The 24,580-nt window shown below is 35.4% G+C and carries 27 protein-coding genes; 17 read left to right on the top strand and 10 right to left on the bottom strand.

Features of this window, described 5'->3' with window-relative positions; genetic code table 11:
- Window positions 1-91: 91 nt before the first annotated feature.
- The 4 genes from AC4GZ8_RS10665 to AC4GZ8_RS10680 all read left to right on the top strand — a co-directional run bounded on the left by AC4GZ8_RS10665 (window position 92) and on the right by AC4GZ8_RS10680 (window position 5,956).
- On the top strand, window positions 92-1,330 hold the full coding sequence (locus tag AC4GZ8_RS10665) for a metallophosphoesterase family protein (protein ID WP_491081832.1): 1,239 nt from the start codon (window positions 92-94) through the stop codon (window positions 1,328-1,330).
- A 10-nt stretch (window positions 1,331-1,340) separates the two neighbouring features.
- Window positions 1,341-4,331, top strand: coding sequence for an ATP-binding protein (locus AC4GZ8_RS10670; RefSeq protein ID WP_491081833.1), 2,991 nt, complete (start codon window positions 1,341-1,343; stop codon window positions 4,329-4,331).
- Between the two features lie 360 nt (window positions 4,332-4,691).
- Window positions 4,692-5,636 carry a 3'-5' exoribonuclease YhaM gene (gene yhaM, locus AC4GZ8_RS10675; protein ID WP_491081834.1) on the top strand — a complete coding sequence of 315 codons (945 nt, stop codon included), beginning with the start codon at window positions 4,692-4,694 and terminating at the stop codon, window positions 5,634-5,636.
- A gap of 104 nt (window positions 5,637-5,740) precedes the next feature.
- On the top strand, window positions 5,741-5,956 hold the full coding sequence (locus tag AC4GZ8_RS10680; protein ID WP_491081835.1) for a sporulation YhaL family protein: 216 nt from the start codon (window positions 5,741-5,743) through the stop codon (window positions 5,954-5,956).
- 98 nt (window positions 5,957-6,054) lie between these two features.
- Here AC4GZ8_RS10680 and AC4GZ8_RS10685 read toward each other — a convergent pair whose 3' ends face one another.
- Window positions 6,055-6,921 carry a peptidylprolyl isomerase gene (locus tag AC4GZ8_RS10685; RefSeq protein ID WP_491081836.1) on the bottom strand — a complete coding sequence of 289 codons (867 nt, stop codon included), beginning with the start codon at window positions 6,919-6,921 and terminating at the stop codon, window positions 6,055-6,057.
- 249 nt (window positions 6,922-7,170) lie between these two features.
- Here AC4GZ8_RS10685 and AC4GZ8_RS10690 point away from each other — a divergent pair, with 249 nt between their 5' ends.
- Both AC4GZ8_RS10690 and AC4GZ8_RS10695 read left to right on the top strand, forming a co-directional pair.
- Window positions 7,171-7,257 (top strand): YjcZ family sporulation protein, encoded by an 87-nt coding sequence (locus AC4GZ8_RS10690; RefSeq protein WP_051475522.1) that lies wholly within the window; start codon window positions 7,171-7,173, stop codon window positions 7,255-7,257.
- A gap of 86 nt (window positions 7,258-7,343) precedes the next feature.
- On the top strand, window positions 7,344-7,427 hold the full coding sequence (locus AC4GZ8_RS10695; protein ID WP_095300992.1) for a YjcZ family sporulation protein: 84 nt from the start codon (window positions 7,344-7,346) through the stop codon (window positions 7,425-7,427).
- Window positions 7,428-7,618: 191 nt separating this feature from the next.
- Here AC4GZ8_RS10695 and AC4GZ8_RS10700 read toward each other — a convergent pair whose 3' ends face one another.
- Together AC4GZ8_RS10700 and AC4GZ8_RS10705 are read right to left on the bottom strand one after the other, a co-directional pair.
- Complete coding sequence (locus tag AC4GZ8_RS10700) at window positions 7,619-7,798, bottom strand: hypothetical protein (protein ID WP_102228315.1); 180 nt, start codon at window positions 7,796-7,798, stop codon at window positions 7,619-7,621.
- Window positions 7,799-7,925: 127 nt separating this feature from the next.
- Entirely contained in the window at window positions 7,926-8,462 is a 537-nt protein-coding gene (locus AC4GZ8_RS10705) for a DUF3267 domain-containing protein (RefSeq protein ID WP_491081837.1), read from the bottom strand.
- A gap of 358 nt (window positions 8,463-8,820) precedes the next feature.
- Between AC4GZ8_RS10705 and AC4GZ8_RS10710 the strand changes: the two genes are divergently transcribed.
- Entirely contained in the window at window positions 8,821-9,150 is a 330-nt protein-coding gene (locus tag AC4GZ8_RS10710) for a DUF1878 family protein (protein ID WP_491081838.1), read from the top strand.
- Window positions 9,151-9,164: 14 nt separating this feature from the next.
- Here AC4GZ8_RS10710 and AC4GZ8_RS10715 read toward each other — a convergent pair whose 3' ends face one another.
- Both AC4GZ8_RS10715 and AC4GZ8_RS10720 read right to left on the bottom strand, forming a co-directional pair.
- A complete protein-coding gene (locus tag AC4GZ8_RS10715) occupies window positions 9,165-9,743 on the bottom strand; it encodes an HTH-type transcriptional regulator Hpr (RefSeq protein ID WP_491081839.1) in 579 nt (192 codons plus the stop codon).
- A 201-nt stretch (window positions 9,744-9,944) separates the two neighbouring features.
- Entirely contained in the window at window positions 9,945-10,298 is a 354-nt protein-coding gene (locus AC4GZ8_RS10720; RefSeq protein ID WP_491081840.1) for a YtxH domain-containing protein, read from the bottom strand.
- A gap of 312 nt (window positions 10,299-10,610) precedes the next feature.
- Here AC4GZ8_RS10720 and yhzF point away from each other — a divergent pair, with 312 nt between their 5' ends.
- The gene (yhzF, locus tag AC4GZ8_RS10725) at window positions 10,611-10,802 is read left to right on the top strand and encodes a membrane protein YhzF (protein WP_491081841.1); all 192 of its coding nucleotides are present in this window, start codon (window positions 10,611-10,613) and stop codon (window positions 10,800-10,802) included.
- Window positions 10,803-10,906: 104 nt separating this feature from the next.
- Here yhzF and AC4GZ8_RS10730 read toward each other — a convergent pair whose 3' ends face one another.
- The 3 genes from AC4GZ8_RS10730 to AC4GZ8_RS10740 form a co-directional block, all read right to left on the bottom strand.
- Window positions 10,907-11,431, bottom strand: coding sequence for a tryptophan transporter (locus AC4GZ8_RS10730; RefSeq protein WP_491081842.1), 525 nt, complete (start codon window positions 11,429-11,431; stop codon window positions 10,907-10,909).
- Between the two features lie 197 nt (window positions 11,432-11,628).
- Window positions 11,629-12,708 (bottom strand): 3-phosphoserine/phosphohydroxythreonine transaminase, encoded by a 1,080-nt coding sequence (gene serC, locus AC4GZ8_RS10735; RefSeq protein WP_491081843.1) that lies wholly within the window; start codon window positions 12,706-12,708, stop codon window positions 11,629-11,631.
- A 157-nt stretch (window positions 12,709-12,865) separates the two neighbouring features.
- Window positions 12,866-13,288 (bottom strand): HIT family protein, encoded by a 423-nt coding sequence (locus AC4GZ8_RS10740; protein ID WP_491081844.1) that lies wholly within the window; start codon window positions 13,286-13,288, stop codon window positions 12,866-12,868.
- 886 nt (window positions 13,289-14,174) lie between these two features.
- On the opposite strand from AC4GZ8_RS10740, the gene AC4GZ8_RS10745 reads away from it, so the two are divergent.
- From AC4GZ8_RS10745 to AC4GZ8_RS10755, 3 genes are read left to right on the top strand one after another with little or no spacing between them, the layout of a single operon-like run.
- The gene (locus AC4GZ8_RS10745; RefSeq protein WP_491081845.1) at window positions 14,175-14,921 is read left to right on the top strand and encodes an ABC transporter ATP-binding protein; all 747 of its coding nucleotides are present in this window, start codon (window positions 14,175-14,177) and stop codon (window positions 14,919-14,921) included.
- A complete protein-coding gene (locus AC4GZ8_RS10750; protein ID WP_491081846.1) occupies window positions 14,908-16,140 on the top strand; it encodes an ABC transporter permease in 1,233 nt (410 codons plus the stop codon). The genes AC4GZ8_RS10745 and AC4GZ8_RS10750 overlap by 14 nt, the downstream gene beginning before the upstream one ends.
- Window positions 16,137-16,850, top strand: a complete 714-nt coding sequence (locus tag AC4GZ8_RS10755; RefSeq protein ID WP_491081847.1) for an EcsC family protein — start codon at window positions 16,137-16,139, stop codon at window positions 16,848-16,850. The genes AC4GZ8_RS10750 and AC4GZ8_RS10755 overlap by 4 nt, the downstream gene beginning before the upstream one ends.
- A gap of 34 nt (window positions 16,851-16,884) precedes the next feature.
- Here AC4GZ8_RS10755 and AC4GZ8_RS10760 read toward each other — a convergent pair whose 3' ends face one another.
- The gene (locus tag AC4GZ8_RS10760; RefSeq protein ID WP_491081848.1) at window positions 16,885-18,099 is read right to left on the bottom strand and encodes a M20 family metallopeptidase; all 1,215 of its coding nucleotides are present in this window, start codon (window positions 18,097-18,099) and stop codon (window positions 16,885-16,887) included.
- A 166-nt stretch (window positions 18,100-18,265) separates the two neighbouring features.
- Here AC4GZ8_RS10760 and AC4GZ8_RS10765 point away from each other — a divergent pair, with 166 nt between their 5' ends.
- The 6 genes from AC4GZ8_RS10765 to AC4GZ8_RS10790 all read left to right on the top strand — a co-directional run bounded on the left by AC4GZ8_RS10765 (window position 18,266) and on the right by AC4GZ8_RS10790 (window position 23,038).
- Entirely contained in the window at window positions 18,266-18,910 is a 645-nt protein-coding gene (locus tag AC4GZ8_RS10765) for a phosphatase PAP2 family protein (protein WP_491081849.1), read from the top strand.
- A 263-nt stretch (window positions 18,911-19,173) separates the two neighbouring features.
- Window positions 19,174-19,560: a GntR family transcriptional regulator gene (locus AC4GZ8_RS10770; protein WP_491081850.1), complete on the top strand. Its 387-nt coding sequence runs from the start codon at window positions 19,174-19,176 to the stop codon at window positions 19,558-19,560.
- On the top strand, window positions 19,557-20,459 hold the full coding sequence (locus AC4GZ8_RS10775) for an ATP-binding cassette domain-containing protein (protein ID WP_491081851.1): 903 nt from the start codon (window positions 19,557-19,559) through the stop codon (window positions 20,457-20,459). Before AC4GZ8_RS10770 ends, AC4GZ8_RS10775 begins: the two co-directional genes overlap by 4 nt.
- The gene (locus tag AC4GZ8_RS10780; protein ID WP_491081852.1) at window positions 20,440-21,186 is read left to right on the top strand and encodes a hypothetical protein; all 747 of its coding nucleotides are present in this window, start codon (window positions 20,440-20,442) and stop codon (window positions 21,184-21,186) included. The genes AC4GZ8_RS10775 and AC4GZ8_RS10780 overlap by 20 nt, the downstream gene beginning before the upstream one ends.
- Window positions 21,183-21,908 (top strand): hypothetical protein, encoded by a 726-nt coding sequence (locus AC4GZ8_RS10785; RefSeq protein ID WP_491081853.1) that lies wholly within the window; start codon window positions 21,183-21,185, stop codon window positions 21,906-21,908. Before AC4GZ8_RS10780 ends, AC4GZ8_RS10785 begins: the two co-directional genes overlap by 4 nt.
- A 146-nt stretch (window positions 21,909-22,054) precedes the next feature.
- Window positions 22,055-23,038, top strand: a complete 984-nt coding sequence (locus AC4GZ8_RS10790; protein ID WP_491081854.1) for an aldo/keto reductase — start codon at window positions 22,055-22,057, stop codon at window positions 23,036-23,038.
- Between the two features lie 485 nt (window positions 23,039-23,523).
- Here the strand turns inward: AC4GZ8_RS10790 and AC4GZ8_RS10795 are convergent, their stop codons facing one another.
- Window positions 23,524-24,567, bottom strand: a complete 1,044-nt coding sequence (locus AC4GZ8_RS10795; RefSeq protein WP_491081855.1) for a Gfo/Idh/MocA family protein — start codon at window positions 24,565-24,567, stop codon at window positions 23,524-23,526.
- Between the last annotated feature and the right edge of the window lie 13 nt (window positions 24,568-24,580).

Consider the following 24,580-nt stretch of genomic DNA (forward strand, 5'->3'; position numbering starts at 1 on the left):
TCTCGAACCAAGTTTTTAGCACAGAACGTGCATTCGTATTTTAGAGATGGTAAAATAAAGGGAAACAAAGAAAGCTAAGAAAGAGGTATATATGAGTTTCATTAAATTTATCCATGCTGCAGATCTTCATTTAGACAGTCCTTTTGTAGGGTTAACACATATGCCGGCAAAGCTTTTTGAAAGAGTGAGAGAGAGTACGTTTTTATCCTTTTCAAAAATGATTACGTGTGCAATTGAAGAAAAGGTGGATTTTGTATTACTATCTGGGGATTTATATGATGAGGATGAGCGAAGCCTAAAAGCTCAAATAAGGTTAAAAAAAGAATTTGAACGTTTAGCAAGGAATGATATTCAAGTGTATATCATTCATGGAAATCATGACCATATGGGTGGAAAATGGCTTGATCTGGAATGGCCGGAAAATGTCCATGTGTTTTCTAGTCGTAAGGTTGAAATGAAGGAATACAAGAAGAACAAAACATCGCTTGCTTATATATACGGTTATAGTTATCCTGAGCGTGCTGTTTATGAGAATATCACTTCACAATACATAAAAAAGGAAAATCCTCATGTTTTCCATATTGGTATGCTACATGGTTCAGCAGAGGGAAATAAGGATCATGACGCGTATTGTCCATTTAAAATTAATGACTTATTAAGCAAAGACTTTGACTATTGGGCATTAGGACATATTCATAAACGGCAAGTGCTGCACGAATCACACCCTGTGATTGCCTACCCAGGGAATATACAGGGCCGTCACCGAAAGGAATCAGGAAGAAAAGGCTGTTACTTAGTTGAAATGGAAGAGGGCACAGTAAGAAGTACGTTTGTGACAACAGATGAAGTAAGATGGAAAGAGATTAAGGTTTCGATCAATGGCCTCCAAAACATATCAGAGCTGATCCAAGCTTGTGAAAAAAACATTGAGGACATAAAAACGGAAAACAAAGCGATATGTTTAACCATCTCTTTAGTCGATTCAGGTGAACTAGCAAATGAGTTAAACTCTCAAGAACTTATCGGAGATCTTGTTGATGTTTTAAATGAACAACTGAATGACCAAGAAAATTTTGTGTGGGTCGTCAAAATGATCGATCGGACAATAAAGCCTCGAACTACCTCACAAAAGCTATTAACCTTCTACGAGGACTTGGAAAATACGATAAAAGAATACGATGAGTTTGATGAAGTGATAGAACCGCTGAAGAAAAATCCAATCTTCCGAAAACATATTGGCGGTTTTACTTCTGAAGAGAAGAAACAGCTTCTCGAAAAAGCAGAGCAATTACTACATCGTGAATTGCTGCAACAACATGACCAAAAGTGAGGTGAATAGATTGAAAATAGAAGAACTTCAAATCTATGGATATGGAAAATTTGAAAATCAGCATATTATCCTCGGTAAATCAAATTTTTCAGTGATTTACGGAGAAAACGAAGCTGGTAAATCAACGATTATGTCATTTATACATAGTATCCTATTTGGCTATCCGTCAAAGCAACAAGCTGAAAACCGTTATGAACCGAAAAAGGGAACAAGCTATGGTGGATTTCTTATCGTTCAAACAGAGAGCGGTGAGCGATTAAAAATTGAACGGTTGCCGGGTAAATTTGGCGGTCAAGTTGCCATTGAGTTTGAGGACGGAACAACAGAGAATGAGGAATTCATTCAAACACTTTTAGGAGGGATTGATAAAGAGACGTATCGATCGATTTTTTCTTTTGACGTACACGGCTTGCAGCAAATTCAAAAGCTGGATTCTAATCAGATCGGAAAATACCTGTTTTTTTCTAGTATTTATGGAGCTGATGCCCTTTTTTCGATTGAAGATAATTTATCAAAACAATTGGACCTTCTTTATAAACCGAATGGAAAAAGACCAATTTTAAATGAAGGACTTGCAAAATTAAAGGAATATGCTGCACATCTGCAGGAGGCAAAGAGAAAAAATCATTTTTATGAGCAATTACTGAATGAAAAAGCGTCTCTTCAAAACGAGCTTTCAATTATGACCAAATCAAAACGCGATAAAATGCTGGAGCATAGGTATTTAGAAAAGGCAAAAGCTGTTCTACCCTTAATCAAAGAAAAAAGCTGGTGTATGGATCAAATAAAGCAATGGCCAAATACAGACCATTTACCAGAGGATGCACTTCAGAGACTGGATCATTTTCATGTTACTCTTCAACCACTGAAAATGCAGCTTCATGCTTTAAAAGCCCGAGAAGCACAATTGACGGAGGAAGAGGAGAACATCATTGTCAATGATGCCTTTATTATACATAAGAACGATATTGGGCATGTTCGTGAGCAGCTATCGCTATATGAAGAAAAGGTAAAAACCAAGCAATATGTAGTGAAAAAAATCGAGCAGCTTCAACACGAATATGAAGTGTTAAAGCAAAGATTGTACCCGCATTTACCAGAGGATGAAATCCTAAGTATTCAAGCAACAATCATGATGAAAGATACGCTAAAAAGGTTGCTTGAAAATGAGGTAAAGTCAAACCATAAAAAACAAATGCTTGATGAACAATTTGAACAGGTGAAGAATGCTCTCGAAGAAGCAGAATGGAAAATAGGTAAATTAAAAAGTGAAGTGTTATCAGATGATGAAAGAGCCTCTTTAGAACAAGAGGCAGCGGAAAGAAAAGAAACAAGCCTTCTAGACCTTCAGCAAGAACATCAGCTGGTTTCATCAGAATTGAAAAAACGGAAGCAGGGATATAAGGCAGAAAAGACTCAGCAATCTATTTTTCTGACACTCTTTGCTCTTATTTTATTAACTGGATCTATTTGGCTGTTTCTTCAACAAAATTGGCCTTTGTTCGGAATCTTAATCATGGCATGTATTGGAGCTATTTTTCAGCTGAAAAATCTGCAAACAAAAAAGGACACGCTTGTCGAGCATTTAGAGTCTAAGTTAAAGTCTTTAGATCAAAGGCTCGAAAAAGCCCAGCAAAACCAATCTTCATCAAGCAGAGCATTATCAGATATTATGGCTCTTTTAGAAAAAGATCAAATGGTGAGACAATCTCTACGCCATGAGAATCATGTTCTTGAGCAACAGGAAAGGGCATATGAGAGGATCGTAAAGCAGTATGAAGAATGGGAAAAGGATCAATATCATGTTCGTGAACAACTTTCAGAGCTGGCAAAACAAATTCGGGTAGATACAAATGCATCTTCTGAAGTTTTGTTAGAGGCTTTTGAGGCTTTGCAGCATCTTCAAAGTGTGATCATTGAAAAGAACAAATATTGTGCAGAAGAAAGATTACTCGACGAGGATCAATTAAAGTTTGAAGATGAAGTGAAAAGATTAGCAGAGGTTTGCCAGATTGAAAGCTCCTCCATTAAAGAATCAATTTATATATTAACAAAGCAGAGTAGTTTGGAAATTTCAAATGCTGCTAAGCGAGAGAAGATAAAAGAGAAAAAAGAGGAGATAAAAGAAGAGCTAGCTAAATTATCAGATGAGATTGCATTTATAGACAAGCAGAAAGATGAATTGATTCGTAGCAGCAGGTGTGAAAATGAAGATGAATGTAGAAAGCTGGCTAAAGTGTATGAGCAGCGTCAAGAAATACAAAAACAGGTGCAATGGATTGAAAAACAATTGGCTTTGGAAAACGATGTAGATCTAGAAGCCATATCCAAAGAAAAATTAGAAACAATAGATGTGAGGATAAAAGATGTAGAGAATGCGATTGAACAAATTGAGAAGAAAGAAAATCAATTGCAACAGGAGTATTCTAGTATTCTTGTCAAAATTGAAGAAATGGAACAAAGCGGCACATACTCTAAGCTGAGACATGCCTTTGAAAATGAAAAGGCAATGATGAAAGATGAAGCAGAGAAATGGATCATCAGAGCACTTGCAAAGGATCTCTTACAAAAAACAGTTCATAGGCACAGGGAGGAAAAGCTGCCGGAATTGTTATCTTCCATTACGTATTACTTTCAACTGCTTACTTCAGATTCTTATCAACGCGTTTATTTACCAGCAGAAAAGCAATCTTTCGTAGTTGAACGTCAGGATGGAGTGAAATTTTATGCAGAAGAGCTTAGTCAGGCTACTGCCGAGCAACTCTACTTATCGATTCGATTGGCGATTATTAAAAACATCAACTCGCGGTTAAACTTACCGGTGATTATTGATGACAGCTTTGTCCATTTCGATCATCTCAGAACATCGAATACGTTAAAGCTTTTGCATGAACTAAAAAAAGACTATCAAGTGATTTTCTTTACATGTCATCAGCATTTAGCGTCACAATCACAATCAGAACACATGGTGAATCTTTCAGAAACCATAAAAATTGGTTAAATAAAAGTTTCACAAAACAAAGATGTATACCAATTATGCTATACTAGCGATACAAATAATTATTATAAATTAGGCTATATGTTATAGGAGTGTTGTATTTTAAATTTCTTTGATTGAACACTATCTAGGTTGATTGGAGGGGAAGGTGCGAGACTCCTGTGGGAGTAGCGTGACAGGTGAGACCCCGCAGGCGCTGTGCGCCAAGAGGCTAACCGCACGCCCCACTCAAGATGAGCATCCTGGAGCTCCAATCAACCATCCTGAGGCACTTTTTACAAAGCAGCAAAGTTTGTGGAAATAGCTTAAATTAAAAAAATAATAAAAATCACATGAACACGTACTGAGAGGAGCTTTTTTAGGATGGGAAAAGGAATATTGCATTATGACATTGGGGAACAAGTGGAAGTTCATTTATTAATAAAATCTTCTACAAAAGGAATTGCAAGTAATGGAAAAGCATTTTTAACATTAATTTTACAAGATACATCTGGAGAAATAGAAGCAAAGCTTTGGGATGCTTCACAAGAGGATGAAGCGATGTATAGTCCTCAAAGCATTGTGAAGGTTTTAGGGGATATTCATCATTATCGCGGACGTAATCAATTGAAAATCCGAAAAATTCGTCCGAAGCATGACGAAGAGAAGATTGAGATATCTGACCTTTTAGAAACAGCGCCGATTGCCAAAGATGTGATGAATGACAAAATTACTCAGTATATTTTTGAAATGAAAAATCCGAATATACAGCGAGTGACAAGGTATTTATTAAAGAAACATGGTTCAGCTTTTATGGAATATCCAGCTGCAACGAAGAATCATCATGAATTCGTATCAGGCTTAGCCTATCATGTTGTCTCTATGCTTGATTTAGCCAAGTCAATCGCAACTTTATATCCTAGTCTTGATACTGATTTGCTTTATGCTGGTGTGATCCTCCATGACTTAGGAAAGGTTATTGAATTGTCAGGGCCAATAAGCACAACATATACGGTAGAAGGTAACCTATTGGGTCATATTTCCATAATGGTGAATGAAATTGCCAAAGCAGCCGAGCATCTACAAATTGAAGGGGAAGAAATCGTTGTTCTTCAGCACTTAGTCCTAAGTCATCATGGAAAGGCAGAATGGGGAAGTCCAAAGCCTCCAATGATTAAAGAAGCTGAAATTCTCCATTATATAGATAATCTTGATGCAAAAATGAACATGCTGGATCGTGCACTTGAGCGTGTGAAGCCGGGTGAATATACAGAGAGAGTTTTTGCTTTAGATAACCGTTCATTTTATAAACCAACTTTCCATAAATAATGTCTTATTTTCTTATATGTAAATAATCATATAATAGGAAATCTGATCATATGCTCCTAGAAAAGGGCTTGTCACATGTACAAGTTTTAAAGGGGGAAACAGCAATGGTCATGTTGCCTTGGTGGATTTATTTATGTATTATAGGAATTCTCATCAGTGGATATATGGCTTTTAAAACAGCGCGTCAAGATAAATTAATTGATGAGGATTTCATTGAAAAGGAAGGTCAAGTTTATCTTGATCGAATTGAGCAGGAACGTCAAAAGAAAAAGGAAATGCTTGAACAACAACAATTACAAGATGATCAGTCTGCAAGCTAAAAAAACAAAGGCTCTCGAATCAACGAGAGCCTTTGTGCTATAAGAGTGAAACTTAATAAGTGTATAAAAAAACTTGGCGGCAAGCCAAGTTTTTTTACTTACTTCTCAGTTTCCTTGGTTTCTTTAGCTTCCTCAGTTTTAAACAGGTCTTTTAAATCTTCATCCTTCACATCAACACTTGAGTCTTTAATGGCTTTATCAAGGGCACTTTGAATTGTGTCAGGTTGTTGAATTTTTTGCTTGCGAACCTCTTCAGTAAGTGAATCTTTCATTTCATCAATCGGTTTTACTGTTTCAGTAACTTTAATGATATGGTAGCCAAATTCAGATTTTACAGGTGCACTTACTTCACCTTCTTTTAACTTAAAGGCTGCTTCTTCGAATTCTTTAACCATCGAACCTTCACCAAACCATCCTAGGTCTCCACCGTTCTGAGCAGAACCTGGGTCTTTTGAATATTCCTTCGCAAGATCTTCAAATTTCTCTCCAGCATCAAGTTTTTCTTTTACTTCTTTTGCTTTTGCTTCATCCTCTACAAGGATATGGCTCGCTTTAATTTGGCCTTCTAATGATTCGTGGTAAGCCTTGATATCCTCATCTGTTACTTTAACTTCAGCTTCTGCCGCTTTCTTTCTTAACAAATCAACTTTTACCATTTGTTTTACAACATCTTCACCTTGTGCTTGGACAACACTTTCAAATTGTGCCCCATATTGTGTTTTTAGATTTTCAAATTCTTTTTGTACTTCATCATCAGTTACTTCATATTTATCGCTAAGAACCTTTTCATGAACAAGCTCTGTAAGAACATCTCCACCGAAACGGTCTTTCATTGCTTCATAAAATTCATCTTTCGTGATATTTCCAGCTTTTGTTTCAACAACAACTTCTGAATCAGCATTATTACATGCGCTTAATGCAAGTAAGCTTGTTGCTGTTGCTAGTACAACGGCTAATTTTTTCATCTTCTTCTACAACTCCTAGTCAAAATTATTTAATCGATTTTTACTGGATCCAGCTTTCTTATGTAATGCCAGATTATACAAGAAATACTATACCATAATGAGTCTCGATCAAAAAGTTTTTTCAAAGAAAACGCTCTCTTTTTATGTTGTTTTAAAAAAGAAAACAAAAATCAGGAACTGGGCAATCGTCCAATCATCATCAGCACATGTACATAGGATATATTGAAAGAAATAAAGGAGGTAATTAATATGGGTCACGCTTTTACAGGTAACTTTGCTTTAATTGTGGTGCTTTTCATTTTGTTAATTATTATTGGAGCTTCCTATCTTTACTAATTAAATGGAACTGTATGGGATATATGCCTATACCGTTAAAGTGATTTAATCATAGGATATTGTAACAATATAAGGGAGGTGTCATTATGGGCGGAGCTTATGCAGGTGGTTTTGCGTTAATCGTCGTATTGTTCATCTTGTTGATCATCGTTGGTGCAGCTTGGTTATAAGATGATAAAAAAGCTAACAGGTTCTCCTGTTAGCTTTACTATTTTTTATGTTTACTACATTAAATCTGAATAACTATGTATCTAAAATGTTTAATGAACTAGAATACTGAGCCTCGATAAAAATAAGATGATGAACCTGCCATACTTAACTTTGATTCGAGATTATTTACTTCGAGGCCAAACTGAGCTTTTTAGGTGTAAAGAACTTCAATATATGAAGAAATCAGCAAGATGGTGATAAGTACATTGATTGTTCTAAAAACCTTTGTTTGACGGTCTTCAGGAATCTCGCGTACTAAGCACAATGTATTTGTAAGCTTATTTATGTAAAACAAGATAAAGACGGCAAACAAGATGAAGAAAATTAACACTAGAGATCCCCCTCCCCACATTATACATATTAGATTACCAAACTATTTATGAAAAAGATAGCATTGACATCCGATTCGCAATAAAATGTAAAAAAGTGACAAAGTTCTTTGCCACTTTATTTATCGATTATTTTTGTACAAGTACCTCATATCCATCCTCGAACTCTTCGATCAAGCAAACCTTAGGAGCAAATAATAAGTGCTTAAGTAACAAGAAATCAGGTACACAAATGCCAATATGGAAAGCCATAGCTATACTAAAGTAATGCATGTAGGCAGGATAATAAATGCCTCCAATTAAAAATAAGGTTGTAAAGGTAAGAAACGGTGTTAATAAAGAAATAATCATACGATTCTTCTTTATCCCGTCACATGCTTTGAGCTGGAAAGCAGGGAATAGCCGATAAAATTTAATATTGATTGAAACACGACACCCAGTTAATACTAACGGAATGACATGTAGTAATTTATGAATAGGAATCATGCTAACCAAAATAAGCATAAAAAACAAAAAATATCTGTCATTCAGATGAATTTTTGGGAATAGCAGGTTAATAGGCAAGTAGGTTAAAATAAAAACTAGAATCATTGTTAACATCGATATAAATAAAATCCTGTATAGACCAATATCCCTTGAAAGGTTTATGGTTTTCCAGCAGTACATTGTCTCACCGTCCCAAACTTTCTATAAAACTAATTACTACCATACTGTACGACGGTGTGAAGAAAAAATCAATAACGAATTAAAGATGTAAACGATTAATAATAAAATTTATTTTTTCCTACTCTTAACGAGCAGTTTGACCCCCGCCTCAAGCTTCTGAGTGTACAAAGAGGGTAACGGGGGGAATTGCTCGTAAAGGTCCGTTTGGTTGGCTCAACTAGCCGTAAGTGGGGGGGAAGAAAAAACCACTTATGGGAGCTTCACTTTATGTGGTGAAAAATGATAAAAACTTCCTTTCGAGTAGGGAATACTATACAATAAAGAACAACAATGTATGTGATAAGAAAGAGGGTAAGGAATGGATTCGATAGAAAAAAGATTGGAAACATTAGAATATTATCAATCATTATTATTAAAAATAGTGGAGCCAACTACATTTCCCTTTTATCATTTAGTGATGACGAAAGGATTAAGTAAAGATGAGATCGAAGAAACATTGATGATTTGTGAGGAAATTTCCAGGTTACATGAAGACCAAAAAGCGCAAGGATTAGTGATCTTTACAGATCTCCTTACGCGATTTGCTGGCCAATTAAACCCAAAGCTAGAATTATATGAAACGATCCAAGCATTACATAGACAAAACTTATATAGCTCCTTAATGAATGATTTCTTAGATCTAATGTAATATTCATTCGTTCATTAAGGTGATGAAATGAGCTGTTCAGACTTAGACTCTTTTTCTTGATCATTTTTGAAAGCATCCTCAATGTTATGGAATGATTGCTCAAAAATTTCCATAAAGTCTTCACCGTAAATATTACGAATAATACACATCATTTCCATCATTTCAGGAAATTTACCATAAAGGTTTTGAAGTGGTAAAGCCCCTTTTAAGACAGAGTTTCTGTCTGGACTAAAGTCTTCTAAAAGTTTTGCAAGTACTTCTTCGCCTTGTTTTGTTAGCTTAATATACGTGTTTCGCTTGTCATTTGCTTTTTTCGAGAACTCGAGATATCCTCTTTCCTCAAGTTTCTTTGAAAAGTTGAAAGCAGTAGAAACATGCATGACTCCGAATTTAGCAATCTCTGAAATAGATGCACCATTTAGATGATCAGCAATCCACAGAATATGGTGCTCATTAATGTTTAAATCATAAGGCTTGATCCACTGCTGCCAATCCTTCTCAATGGTTTTCCACAATGCTTTACTCAGCTGCGCAACACGTTGACTAAATAACAAGGCTTCTTTTACTGTATATTCCCTTTCATTATGTTTCATCAGCAGTCACCCCTGATCTTCCCATGTATTATTCTCTATTATGCCAATAAAATAAAGATTAATAAAGATATAAATTTACGAAATTTTTAAAAATTTTTGTGAACCCTTTAATATCAACGATTTGAGCAATAAAAAAAGTGCGAAGACATAGCTTGTCTATCACACTTTTTTATTTCATCCAAAAATAATTCAGCCTAAATACTAGTTTAATGTTTTTTCAAGTTGTTTAATTCTGATATCAATTTCTTCAATTTCTTTCATAATGTTTTCTTTATGTGGTTCAGTTTCTTGTTGATACTGTTTAATAGACTTCATTAAGTCAGAAGATACCTCTTTTACCACTTCAGAGCTTTCTTTTGCCGTTTGAATTAATTGCCCTTTTAGCGCCTTACTTTCCTTTTTTAACTGATTCACAAGATCTTCAATCTGCTTGCGATTAAGATTCATTTGACTTCGGATCTCTTTTCCTGATGAAGGGGTTGAGAGTAATGTGGCGACACCACCTATTACGCCTCCAACAAGTAATCCCACTAACAATGATTTATTATTTGACAATCTGCATCCCTCCATAAATATGTATGATGAATCGTGACTACCTTCTTATCAACATACCCAAAGATGTCTTCAATAAACATTATACATACATATATAAAAGTTAGCATACCTATTTATTAAGTCGATTATAAGTTCCTGTTCTTCATGGACATGTTCTTATATATTAGAGGATTAAAAAGACAAAAACGGTTAAGGAACCGGGAAAATCCTTGGAAATGAAATGATGATGGACAAAATTGCACGAAACTGCGGGTGAAAAAGTCCTTCATAAAAAAGCCCAAGCAAAAGCTATAAATTTAAGGGGGGATGAGGTTGGCAGGTGTCATCTTTTTATTTTTCGTTATTAGTTTATTACTCTTTATAGGTACTTTCCATTATTTTAAGCTTCTTCAGCAATCAGCATCTTATCCACCTAAAAAAATAGTCAAACAAAAGATAGCAGTACTAGCTAGCGGGGGAGTGACGATGTTTCTAATTGGAGTTATTTTATTGCTTTTTAACTAATACTCCAAAAATTGCATCCAAAATTTTACGTTTTTTCCGATAGCACAAAAAAGCAAGAAAGAGGATGAATTTAGATAACATCCTCTTTCTTGCTTATTAATGTCTTAAGCGACTGTAATAATTCTTGAGCGTTTGAAAATAGCTTGAACAATTGGAAGGATAATAATCATCGCAGCGCCGTTAAATAATGTAGCAGGTAATACAACGGTAATGAATAATGTTGTAAAAGCTGCATCGCCTGGTAAGCCGACAATTAATAAAGCGGCCGCTAGGAAGACTGTTCCTGATACAATTGTCCCAATCACTGTGAGTACTGTTGCTGTTGCAACCTTTTGTGCAATTTTCTTAACTGCTAAGACTAGACCGTAAAATACGAATGCTGTAACCACTTTGTCGATAACATTTGGAATGAAACCGCCTGGGAATGCTGATGTTAAAGCAGATAAAAATCCAGTCACAACACCTAGCAATGCGACATTTTTAATAGCAGGAAACATAATAATTCCGATAAACATCATCGTTAACATCATATCAGGCTTCATACCACCGAAAAATGGAGGCATTACCATACTTAATACAGCCCCGATTGCAGCAAATAAAGATAAAATAACTAATACTCTTGTGTTCATTTTCTCATCTCTCCTCTTCTAATCTCCAAAAATCTTCTCCCCAATAGTGAACTCATTTCCTATTGCAAAAGAACTTATTTATTATTATAGCAACATTTATCAATGTCGTACAGAGAATTTACCCTGTCAAAAAATAGATGGAATGAACAGCATAAAAAAAGAAAAGGATCCTAAAAAATCCTTTTCTTTTCACATAATCAGCTATTTTGATTTTTGAATTCAGTCATGAAATTAGCAAGTGCAACACAAGCTTCTTTTGGTACAGCATTGTAAGTAGAAGCTCTGCAGCCGCCGACAGATCTATGACCTGCAAGTCCGATAAATTGACGTTCTTTTGCCTCTTGAAGGAATTTCTTTGTAAGCTCATCACTCGGTAGGGTGAAGGTAATATTCATTAATGAGCGACTATCTTCTGTTGCATGTGGTTTATAAAAACCGTCACTATTATCAATTGCAGAATAGATGTATCCAGCTTTTTCTTCATTGATTTTTTGAATACTTTTAACTCCGCCTTGTTCTTTAACCCATTCTAAAACAAGAGATAGCATATAAATCGCAAAGGTAGGAGGTGTGTTGAATAAAGAATTATTTTTAGCATGAGTTCGGTAGTTTAAGATTGTCGGAACATCTTCTTTTGCAGATTCTAAAAATTCCTTTTTAACAATAACAACTGTAACACCTGAAGGACCAAGGTTTTTCTGAGCTCCTGCATAGATTAATGAAAATTTCTCCACATCAATTTCCTTACATAAAATATCACTAGACATGTCAGCGATTAATGGAATAGGGCTATCTGGATAATTTTCCCACTGAGTTCCGAAAATCGTATTATTTGATGTAATGTGAAGGTAAGCACCATCTTTTACTTCATCCAATGAATAATCTGTTGGAATATGTGTGTAATTGTCTTCTTTACTTGAAGCTAAAATTCTTGTTTCACCGAAAAACTTCGCTTCTTTTAGTGCTTTATCAGACCAGGCACCTGACATAATAAAATGAGCTGTTTGTCCTTCCTTTAAGAAGTTCATTGGAATCATAGAGAATTGAAGGCTCGCCCCACCTTGTAAAAATAGTACTTCATAGTTGTCCGGAATACCTAAAAGTTCTCTAAGTAATGAGTTTGCACGATTGTGAACTTCTTCGTAATCTTTACTACGATGGCTAAGCTCCATAACAGACATGCCTGTATTTTGGAAATTTACTAATTCTTTTTGTGCGCGTTCAAGCACAGATAATGGAATTGCCGCTGGTCCTGCATTAAAATTATAAGCTCTCATGAATTGCCCTCCTCGATTAGAACGTAAAATAATACTCATATCCTATCATGAATAGAGAAGGAAATGTAGACTGAAAATTTTCATCTTTGTGAAAGTTAGGATGGAAAACGGTTACATATATAGTGGTATAAAAAAACCGCATTAAGCGGCTAAACAATTAAGATATTCCGTTGTGAATTTTTGAAGCAATTTCCTGGAGTTCTTCTGGAGTATATTCTTCTGCATGTGATTTCCAAACAGCACCAAAACCATCGCCTTTACCGTATCTTGGGATGATATGCATATGGTAATGGAACACAGATTGCCCAGCTTTTTCACCATTATTATTAAGAAGGTTTAACCCTATAGGTTGAAATTGTTCTTTAATTGAATTGGCAATTTTAGGGACAACCTCAAATAGTTTTCCGGCAATTTCCGGTGTAAGTTCATAGATATTTTCTTTATGTACTTTTGGAACAACTAGAGTGTGTCCTTTTGTTACTTGGCTAATATCTAGAAATGCTATAACATGTTCATTTTCAAACACCTTTGCACTTGGAATTTCTCCATTAACAATTTTGCAAAAAATGCAGTCACTCATTACGTCACACTTCCTTCAATTTTAAATTTAATGTTCAACATGATTCAACATCATTTGTAAAGCAAGTATGTTATGTTTAACTATCAGAAATCATATGTATGAACAGCTATATTTTACCATAAGCATATTAAGATGAAAAAGAACAGAGTGAAACGATTGTTCACTCTGTTCCTGAAGAAGGGAAAAGAAAACTCATTATACGGGAAAATTATCTTTGATAAACACCTCATTTAACATTTAATTTTAAATGTCATCTGATGTGAAATCGCCATTGTTCAATACAACCATCCCCTTGTTAAGTGTTAAACGACCTAACATATTAGAGTGATTACTGTATTTTGACAAACACCTCATTTACAAAATGATGTTACAATCGAGCGTCTATTTCAAAAAATAGCGGCCCGTAAACACCTCATTTCGTTAGTGTTTTATCATCAATGGTTTCAAAACAATAAATTGTCTTTGACAAACACCTCATTTAACATTTTATTTAAATGCTACTGAATGTGTTATAACCATTGTTCAATACAACCATCCCCTTGTTAGTTGTTTATTTAACATTAACAAAAAGAGATATTGTCTTTGATAAACACCTCATTTACAAAATGATGTTAGTACCGAGCGTCTAATTCAAATGAATAGCGGCCCGTAAACACCTCATCTCGTAAGTTGTTTATAAAGCAATGGTTCATTAATTTTATCCCTTGAGTTAAAAGATATTGTCTGGAACAAACACCTCATTTTAAGGTTTCGTTTTTTGACAAAGATCCCTTCCTCACTCATTAAGATGTCCTAACTCGTAGGATATATGCAAAAAAATCGTCTTATAAATGGGCATGGGTTTTTGATTTTTGGTACTATTAAAAGAAAAAGGAGATCCACAAACATGGCGTTATTAAAAGTAGAAAATTTGACAGGTGGTTATACTCGAAATCCTGTTTTAAAGGATATTTCTTTTGAGGTTGAAAAAGGTCATATTGTTGGATTAATTGGTCTAAATGGAGCAGGAAAAAGTACAACAATTAAACATATTATTGGTACGATGGAGGCCCATAAAGGACAAGTTTCCATTAATGGAAATACATTTGCGCAGGATTCTACTGCTTATCGTTCTCAATTTAGTTTTATTCCTGAAACACCAATTTTATATGATGAATTAACTCTCCATGAACATCTTGAGTTAACCGCAATGGCATATGGATTAGATAAAGAAACATTTCAACAGCGGCTTCAGCCCTTATTAAAGGAATTTAGAATGGAAAAGCGTCTTAAGTGGTTTCCAGCACATTTTTCTAAAGGAATGAAGCAAAAGGTCATGATCATGTGCGCTTTTTTAATCGAACCTGAATTGTACATTATTGATGAACCGTTTGTTGGATTGGATCCATTAGCTATTAACTCATTACTTGAGCTGATGGATAAGGCAAAGAAGCAAGGATCAGGTATTTTAATGTCAACACATATTCTAGCAACAGCCGAACGTTATTGTGATTCATTCGTTATCTTACATAATGGAAAAATACGTGCAAAGGGAACATTACTTCAGTTAAGAGAGCAATTCGGAATGAGGAACGCTACATTAGACGATCTTTATATTCAATTAACAAAGGAAGATCAAGATGAAGAACGTTAACGAAATTTGGCAAACAAGACTTCATCAGCATATAAATGAAACACGGTCCTATTTGAAATATATGTTAAATGATCATCTGCTTTTTGTGTTTATCTTTCTAGCTGCAGGCGGTGCTTTAACATATCAAAAATGGCTAGAAACATTATCACCGGATTTTCCGGCTGTTTTGATTATGACCGTGACCTTTGCATTTATCATGGTTACCTCAAGTGTTCGAACACTATTAAAAGAAGCAGACATTGTCTTTCTTCTTCCGATGGAATACAGACTGAAAGAGTATTTTCAAAAAGCCTTTACCTATAGCTTTATTTCTCAAAGCTTTTTTGTTGTTGTCCCTCTCATTCTTTTTACACCGCTATTTTTTAAAGCGGCAGATGCAAATGGACGGATTTTACTTATTAGTTTGTTTTTATTACTATTGGTGAAATTTTGGAATCTAAGAATGAGTTGGAGATTAGGCTTTTATACAGAAGCATCAGCAAAGTGGGGAGATTTACTTGTTCGTTTGGCTTTAAATATGTGTGTGATCTTTTTTATCTTTTCTCAACAATATGTTTTTGTGCTTATCTTATTGGTCATTATGGCTGGATATGATGCTTATTTCTCAAGTGCAGTAAAGAAAAAAGCGTTAAAGTGGGAGCAATTAATTACGAGAGAAGAAGAAAAAAGACAATCCTTTTACAAGTTAGCGAACTTGTTTACAGATGTACCTAAGCTTAAGAAACAAGCTAAGCGCCGTGCTTACTTGGATCCTGTTGTTAACTGGGTTAAATACAGTCAGGAAAATGTGTATGAATATCTATTTCTTCGCGCGTTTATTCGTTCCGGGGATTATTTTGGAATCGTTGTAAGGCTCACCATTATTGGGTGCGTGATTTTATCCTTTATGAATAACGAGCTTATTGGAAATATTGCTGTATCATTACTATTTGTATTCCTAACAGGTATCCAAATTATGAGCTTATACAAACATTTTGAATTACTAGAGCTGCCAAATCTTTATCCGAATGCTGAAAAGAGAAAGTTAAGCAGCTTTTTGAAGATCATCTTTAACGTCCTGCTTATTCAAGGTGTGATATATTCACTTATCACATTAAGATTATCGAACCTGATTTTATTTGTAGAAGTACTTATTGCCACAGCATTATTTGTCTACCTCTTTGTTTATGGTTATATGCAAGGTCGAATGAAGAAAAAGGAAAAGGATGTATTTTCATGAGTTATGAACAAAAAGCCGCTGAGGAAGCGAAATTATGGAAACAAAAGCTGTTAAGAAAGCCATCCTTTATAGAACGATCATCAAAGAAAGCACAAAGTAAAATCAATCATTTTATCCCTGAAAAAGTACATGTGACAGTAACTGAAGGGATAAAAAAGATGGTAGAAGCCACTTTAATTGGTTCTAATATGACAACTTTCCCTAAAAAAGCAGGGAATCTTACTTTTGAAGAAAGGGAACAACTAGTAAGAAAGTCAATCGATGTGTACAAGAAAACGGCTGCAGTTGAAGGAGCATCAACTGGTGCAGGCGGTATTTTATTAGGATTAGCTGATTTTCCATTATTTTTAAGTATTAAGATGAAGTTCCTTTTTGAAGTGGCAAGCCATTATGGATACAGTACCAAGGAATATGAAGAGCGATTGTTTTTATTGTATGTGTTTCAATTGGCATTCTCTAGCGAAAAGCATAGGGAAGAGGTTATGGATACAATTGAAAATTGGGAAAAAAGCAAAGACGAAATTAAAGATTTGGATTGGAGAATCTTCCAGCAAGAATATCGGGATTATATTGATTTAGTTAAACTAATGCAAATCATTCCTGGCATAGGTGCCGTTGTTGGTGGAGTCGCGAACTACCATCTCGTTCAGCAACTAGGGGAATGTGCAATGAATTGTTATCGATTAAGGATTTTTTCGCCACATCAATAGGGACAGTCTATTAAGACTGCCCCTATTTTATTTCCTATTTAATGGAATCAGTTAAAGAAGAAGGCTCCTTTTTTTGATTTAATTGATACTGAACGGCAGCTGCACAAAGTGTTTTGGCTGCAATGAGTAGAGCTTTTTCATCAATATCGAATTTAGGATGATGATGAGGGTAGGCATCTTCTGTATGAAATGGTCGCGCACCCGTAAAGAAAAACGTACCCTTTACATGTTCCAAATAATAAGAAAAATCCTCTCCGCCCATTTGTAAAGGACTTTCCTCTACTTCATGAACACCTGGAATGTCTTTTGCAACATCCTTTAAGAAATGTGTTTCTTCTTCATGATTCACAACCGCAGGATAGCCTCTAAAAAAATCATATTCATAATCAGCATCATTCATTAAACAGGTCCCTTTTACCACTTTTTCGATTTCATCTTCAATTTGTGCTCTTACTTCCTCATCAAAGGACCTTGCCGTTCCAATAAGAGTAGCTGAATTGGCAATGATATTAAATGCATTCTCTGCTACAAAAGAGCCAACAGTAACAACGGCCGAATGAACAGGATCAACTTTTCGACTAACAATTTGTTGGAGACTTGTAACAACCTGAGACCCTATTAGGATAGCATCCTTTGTTTTATGAGGCTGTGCACCGTGGCCGCCTTTTCCAAGGATAGTAATTTTAAAGCGATCTGCTGCTGCCATGAAAGCCCCAACTCGATATTGGATTTTCCCGACAGGTTCTGTTGACCATAAATGTGTTCCAAAAATAACGTCCACACCGTCCAAGCAACCATCTTCAATCATGGATATAGCTCCACCTGGGGCATATTCTTCTGCATGCTGGTGAATCAGCACAATATTCCCATTAAGCTGCTCTCGGTTTTGAAAAAGAATTTTAGCTAATACCAGCAAAGTAGCTGTATGTCCGTCATGACCACATGCGTGCATAACACCTGGTACAGTTGATTTATATTCAACATCTTTTTCATCTTGAATAGGGAGTGCATCAAAATCAGCACGCAATGCAACTGTTGGACCAGAATAGCCTCCATTTATTGTCGCAACAACACCATTTCCACCCACATTTTCTCTGACATCAATGCCAAGTTTCTTATAATAATCAGAGATATACTTAGCTGTCTTAAACTCTTGGAAAGAGACTTCAGGATGCATATGTAAATACCGACGGATGTTGACCATTTCAGTAAAATGCTGATCGAGCTGGTTATAGAGATGATCAAGCATATGTACCATTCCTCCTTTGGATTCGTTATTTTTATGAAATCTGATATAGAATCATATGTCCTTAATATGAAATGTATTAAAATAGCAAAGGATAATTTATAATTAGCTAGATTGTATTGAAAAATGTTGGATATGACAAGATAATTGTTTGAGAAGGGGGAATATTGTGAAAATAAAATACATATCAAGTTTATTAGCTTTGGCCTTTATCGTATTAATTCTTCTTATAAAATGGAACGTTGTAAAAGATGTTGATACCAAAATAGGAGAGAATATCTATCAACTCCATGATCGTGTCGTTTCTACGATTATATCAGGTATTGGAACGCTTGGCTCAACTATTGGGATCATTTCTGCCCTTTTTCTTTTTATGTTTATTTTTGCATGGCTTGAAAAAGGTTTTGTTTCCGCAGGTGTTTTATTTATCACGGTTCTTTTGGGGAACATCGGAAATAAGGTATTGAAAGCAATTGTGGCAAGAGACAGACCAGCATTTCTACAACATATAGAAGATGGCTATAGTTTTCCAAGTGGTCATGTCATGGTAGGAGTCCTTCTCTTTGGTATGATCGCATACAATTTAATGAAAAGAACTAGACAAAAAAGCATCAAACAAACGATCTTATATGTAACGAGCATTCTTATTTTACTTATCGGTTTCAGCAGGCTTCTTGAAGGAGAGCATTTCATCACAGATGTCATTGGTGGAATCCTCGCAGGGAGCATTATGTTAATAGGGATGATCAAGCTTGATAAGTATGTACTTCAAATCGTGAAAAATAGAAAAGTTAAGAAGGACGTTGCCATGTAACGTTTAGACGCTTCAAAGGTAAAATGAAAACTAACTTTTTGTTTAACAGTCCAAAAACTATAAATTTGGGCTGTTTTTTTGTTTACTAGCTAAGGGACAAAGTGGTTAGGAAAGAGAATGGAATGTCCTTCATAAAGGAGATGAAGGCCGAAATGGATAGGATCAAAGGATGAAACTGCTTTGATAGATAAAAAATTGCATATTATTGGAAAAAATGGTATAGTACATTACAACAGTAATGTACTATGGGAGGGGGGCTTTGGTTGATAATAGATTCAGATCATTCTAAACCAATTTACATCCAAATAGCAGAATGGCTTGAGACAGAGGTTTTAAAGGAGAATCATAAGGAACATGAAAAAATCTATTCTCAATATCAACTAGCAGACATGTTCAATATTAATCCTGCAACAGCCGCCAAAGGGTTAAGTATATTAGCTGAAGAAGGCATTTTATATAAAAAGAGAGGGTTAGGAATGTTTGTTTCGGAGAATGCAAAGGAGATCATTCTTTCTAAAAGAAAAAATCAAACATTAAAACGTTTGGTTCATGATCTTGTTCTAGAAGCAGAACGACTGCATGTAGAGGAAGATGAATTAATCGATATGATTGTGAAAGAAAATCGAAATCGTAAGGGGAGAACGTCATGAGTGTTATTGAATGTAAAGAGCTTTCGAAGGCATATGGAAGGAAGAAGGCATTACATCAAGTGTCATTTACGATTAAAGAAAATACGATTACTGGTCTTATCGGAAGAAATGGTGCAGGAAAAACAACCCTTCTCAAAATTATTGCAGGGTTTATCCGTGAAACAGAAGGTGAAATCAACGTCTTTTCTAGGCATCCCTTTAACTCATTATTTGTTTCAGCAAACAGAATTTATATAGATGATCAAATGAATTTTCCTAATACGTTAACCCTCAAAGATATTCTTCAATCAGCGGCTACTTTTTATGGGAATTGGGACCAGATCTTAGCAGAGCGACTATTCGATTATTTTTCCTTTTACCCTACTTGGCGTTATCAACAGCTTTCAAAAGGAATGAAAAGTACGTTTAACATGATCATTGGCTTATCAGCTCGCTGTCCGTTAACAATATTCGATGAGCCGACAACAGGGATGGACGCTTCGGTTAGGAAGGACTTCTATCGTGCATTATTAAAGGATTACCTTGATCACCCTAGAACAATTATTCTTTCTAGTCATCTATTAAATGAAATTGAAGACTTGCTAGAGGATGTATTGTTATTAAAGGACGGAGAAAAATGTCTTTACTTATCAATTGATGAACTTAAAGAGTATGGTGTTTATTTAAAAGGCTCTGTGAATTGTGTGAGAGATATCGCCGGAGACAAAGAAATCATGTATGAAAAAAGTCTTGGCAATGATCATTTGTTAATAGGAATAAAAAATACCCTTACAAACTTAGAAATCGAGCAAGCAGTTTTGATGGGAGTTCAAATTTCACCAATTTCTACGGATGATTTGTGTACGTATTTAACAAATAAAACGATTGGGGGTATTGATGATGTCTTTAACAGAAGTTAAGCTTCCCGATATTGTAAGGAAACAATTCTTTTATAAGGTGAAAGCATATTTAAGTGTGTTTAGTTCCTTACTCGTGGTTCAGGTTATCAGTCTTTTGTTATCTACGAATGGTAGTAGAATGATGGGAACAAGCCATAACGGATTTTCAATTGATATTAACTACTATACAGGTGATATAAGTATTGTTCTTACCTTGATATGGAGTTTCATAACCGCGATTATTATCACAACTAAGGCCTATCGTAATGATGATTTTGTTTTTGTGTCTAACAGGGTAAGTAGTCATTTATCAAACATAGTTTTTTTATTTTTTACTAGTGTCATAGGGGGAGTAACAGCTGTTCTTGCTGGTCAATTGTTTAAGGTGGTCATGCATCTGTTTTTAAAAGATGGGTATGTGATGGGTACTGCAATTCCATTTCATGAACTCATTTTAAGCTTGATTGTAAGCGTGATGTATGTGTTTTTACTAGCTGCATTAGGTTATTTTGTTGGGATGCTTGTGCAATTATACCGCTGGTTTAGTGTGTTACTTCCGACAATTGTGATCGGCTATATGATCATCGGGGCTAGAGTAGGCGGGGAACCAATACTTATAGTGGAGATATTTAAATTTTACGCTCAAGAAACAGTCCTTTTGCTCTTTTTGATCAAAATCATTCTAACATCTTGTTTATTATTTTTCATTTCTAGCATTCTTACAAACAAGTTGGAGGTGAGACAATGATTGTGGCTGCTTTTTTCCCGTTAGTGTTGCTTTTGATCTTAATTGTTCTTATTTATTCCATTTCAAAGAATATCGGCAAGATTCCTATTCTGCAAAAGCTGAAAATAAAATGGGCTTTAGTCATATACGGGGCCATCTTGCTGTTAGCGTTGTTAGTCAGTTATTTAATACCAGCTGGAGATTCATCAGTATATCCTGCAGTCTCGGAAACAGAAAGAAATGAGGCGGAAAAAGCAGGAGAACTGCTTGTAAAGGCAGCATATGATCGGAAAAATATTAGGAAAGAAAACATTGAAGATGTTGAGATAAATGATCAGTCAACAATTCCTTTTGAAGGAGAACAACTTGAAATATCTGTTGAAGAAACATATGGTCCTCTCACCGTTCTTGTTGAACGGAAATTAGAAAACGATCAGAAAATAGAATACATTGAATATCATACAAAAACGATTATTGAAAATCTTGACCTTACAGATGAAATTGATCCACTATCCGTCTCTATTGAAGGAGAACTGTTAAGAGTGATGAATGGTGGATTTAAAGACATTAGGATAGGAATGTTTGATAAAGAATTTACAATTTCACAGTTTACAAGTGATAATGGAGTAGAACTATTCGATGATTCACATCATGTTTGGGGAGAGCATGTCCTTTTTCTTCGTATTCCAAAGGGTGTGGAAGTAATTGATAAGTATGAGTATGTTCACTATGTAAAGGAATAGCGATGATATATAGATTCATAGAAGCCAGCTCACTGAGTTGGTTTTATTTGTTTTCTTTCTCACACTAACTATTTAAAGGAATAAACCACTACATCACGAATATAAACACATAGAAGCAAATTTAAAAAGGATAGGTGAGAGGGAAAATGAGGTATAAAACATTAGGTAAAAGCGGTTTACTCGTTTCTGAGCTTTGCTTAGGGGCGATGACTTTTGGGAGAGAAGTGAGTGAATCTGATTCTATTGAAATGATTCATCGCTTTCTTGATCAAGGCGGAAATTTTATTGATACTGCTGATGTATATGTTGACGGAGAATCTGAAAGAATCGTAGGAAAAGCAATAAAAGAGCGTCGTTCAGAAGTTGTATTAGCGACAAAGGTTAGGATGCGGGTTGGACCACATCCAAATGATTTTGGGTATTCACGCCGTCGTATTATGGAAGGTATTGATCAAAGCTTAAAGCGTTTAAATACAGATTATATTGACCTTTATCAGCTTCATGTATGGGATCATTTAACACCAATTGAAGAAACGATTCGTACTTTAGATGATCTTGTGAGTTCTGGAAAAGTGAGATACATAGGTTGCTCTAACTTTTTAGCATGGCAAATGATGAAGGCTTTGTCTTATAGTGATTTTCAAAATATGGTCAGATTTATTTCGATTCAGCCGCAATACAGTCTGATTAATCGTGAAATGGACCGTGAAATTCTCCCTCTTTGTAAAGAAGAAAATGTAGGCATTATTCCATGGGCACCAATTGGTGGAGGATTCCTTACAGGGAAATATAAGAGAGGAGAAACTCCAAATAGTGGTAGACTGTCAGGTGGAGTAGGAGAGTCGAGTTGGGAAAACCGTGCAAATGAAAAGAACTTTGCCATTTTAGAAGCAGTACAGGAAATCGGGCAATCACTAGATAAAACTCCTGCACAAGTTGCATTAAGATGGCTTCTGCAAAAAGAGGAAATTACGTCACCTATTTTTGGTGCAAGCAGCTTGGAGCAATATGAGGAGAACATGGGAAGTATCGGTTGGGAGCTAACGGAAGAGCAGTGGAATCAGTTAGATGAAATCAGCAAGCTTCCTAGTGAATATCCTACACGCTTCCTTGAGAAATTTAAAAGATAGAATAAATTGATCGAAGCTTAAAAAGCAACCGATGAGAAAAAAACAAAGAATTCCGTTTTCGGGTGCATTCTTAATAAATGACGTGTAAGTTGATACACGTCATTTTCTTTATTTAACAAGGGTATTGAACATTTTTGATCGTTCTGACATGACAATTGGCATCATTTTTTTATGATGGACAACAATCATTGTACAAATAAGAAAAACTGCCAAATTAACTGTCAATTATAATGTTTTATTAATTTCTAAGTGGTTCGGGTTGATGGAAAGCATTTACTATAAAACTATTTCTTCTGTTTTTCGTAGGGATTTGGTCTTCATAGGCATTATAAAGAAAACTCACCATATGCGGTGAGTTTTTACATTTTATATACCATTGCTCTGTCTAAACTTTTGTCATTTAGGCTTTAAATTTCAGAAAAGCACCTCAAAATGGAACGCTTTAAGAAAAAACTTCCCTGTCCTTTTTAATGTTGTTAGCGCTATCAAATATCTTCGATAAAAACCTTTTTGCCAGTACGAGCACTTTCGATAGCACCAAATACCATTGCCATACTCTTAATATTATCCTCACAATCCGTTTCAGCCTTTCGTTTTTGTTCTAAGGCTAAAAACATCTCATCTAAGCAGCCCCAATGTCCTTCATGTCCAGAATAAATATCCTCTGCCTCTTTTCGAATAACAGGACTGAAAAAATCAGTAGGCTTGGTTTCGTCGATAACTTCAAAATAAGGAAGGTGATGTCCATCCCATTTAGCTGTTCCTTTACTGCCAATGACACGCCAATCCGATTCCCAAGAGGTATTTAATCCTTCTGCGCTCCAGGATCCTTGATAAGTGAATACAGCTCCATTACTCATCTCAAAAATACAAGTAGCAGAAGCGTTCCCTTTATACCAAGAGCTCGGTGGATTATACTCATGGCAATAGACAGACACAGGGTCTGCATTTGTCAGATATCTCGCTTGATCAAATGTATGTATGGCCATATCTAGGATGAGCGGGCTATCCATTGCTTCACGAAAACCTCCGAAATGTGGGCCAAGGAAAAAATCCGCATGGATGGAGTTAATTTGACCAATTTTATTTTTAGCAAGAATCGATCGTAGAGCACGAATTTGCTTGTTAAATCGTCTGTTTTGCATAACGGTGTAAGTATAACCGGTATCGCGAGACATGTTTACTAAATCACGTGCATCCTTCATGGATTCTGCCATTGGTTTTTCTCCAAAAACGTGGCGGTTTGCTTGTAAAGCGGTTGAGACAATTTGTTTATGTGCTGCTGGAATGGTGATGTCAAAGACAAGATTAACATCTTGATGTGTAGCTAAAGCTTCTTCTAAATCTGAATAAATAGGAACATTCAATTCTTTGCTCACAGCCATTGATCTTGCTGTTTCAAGATGAACGTCAACAAATGCGGCTATTTCTGCATGCTCCCTTTGTAAGACATAATCAATCCAAGTATTAGCCATGCTTCCACAGCCTACAACAATAATTTGATGTTTCAAAAAAATTCCTCCCCTCATTATTATTGTAGAT

Source organism: Metabacillus sp. RB-C-LZQ-3-1, assembly GCF_058315175.1.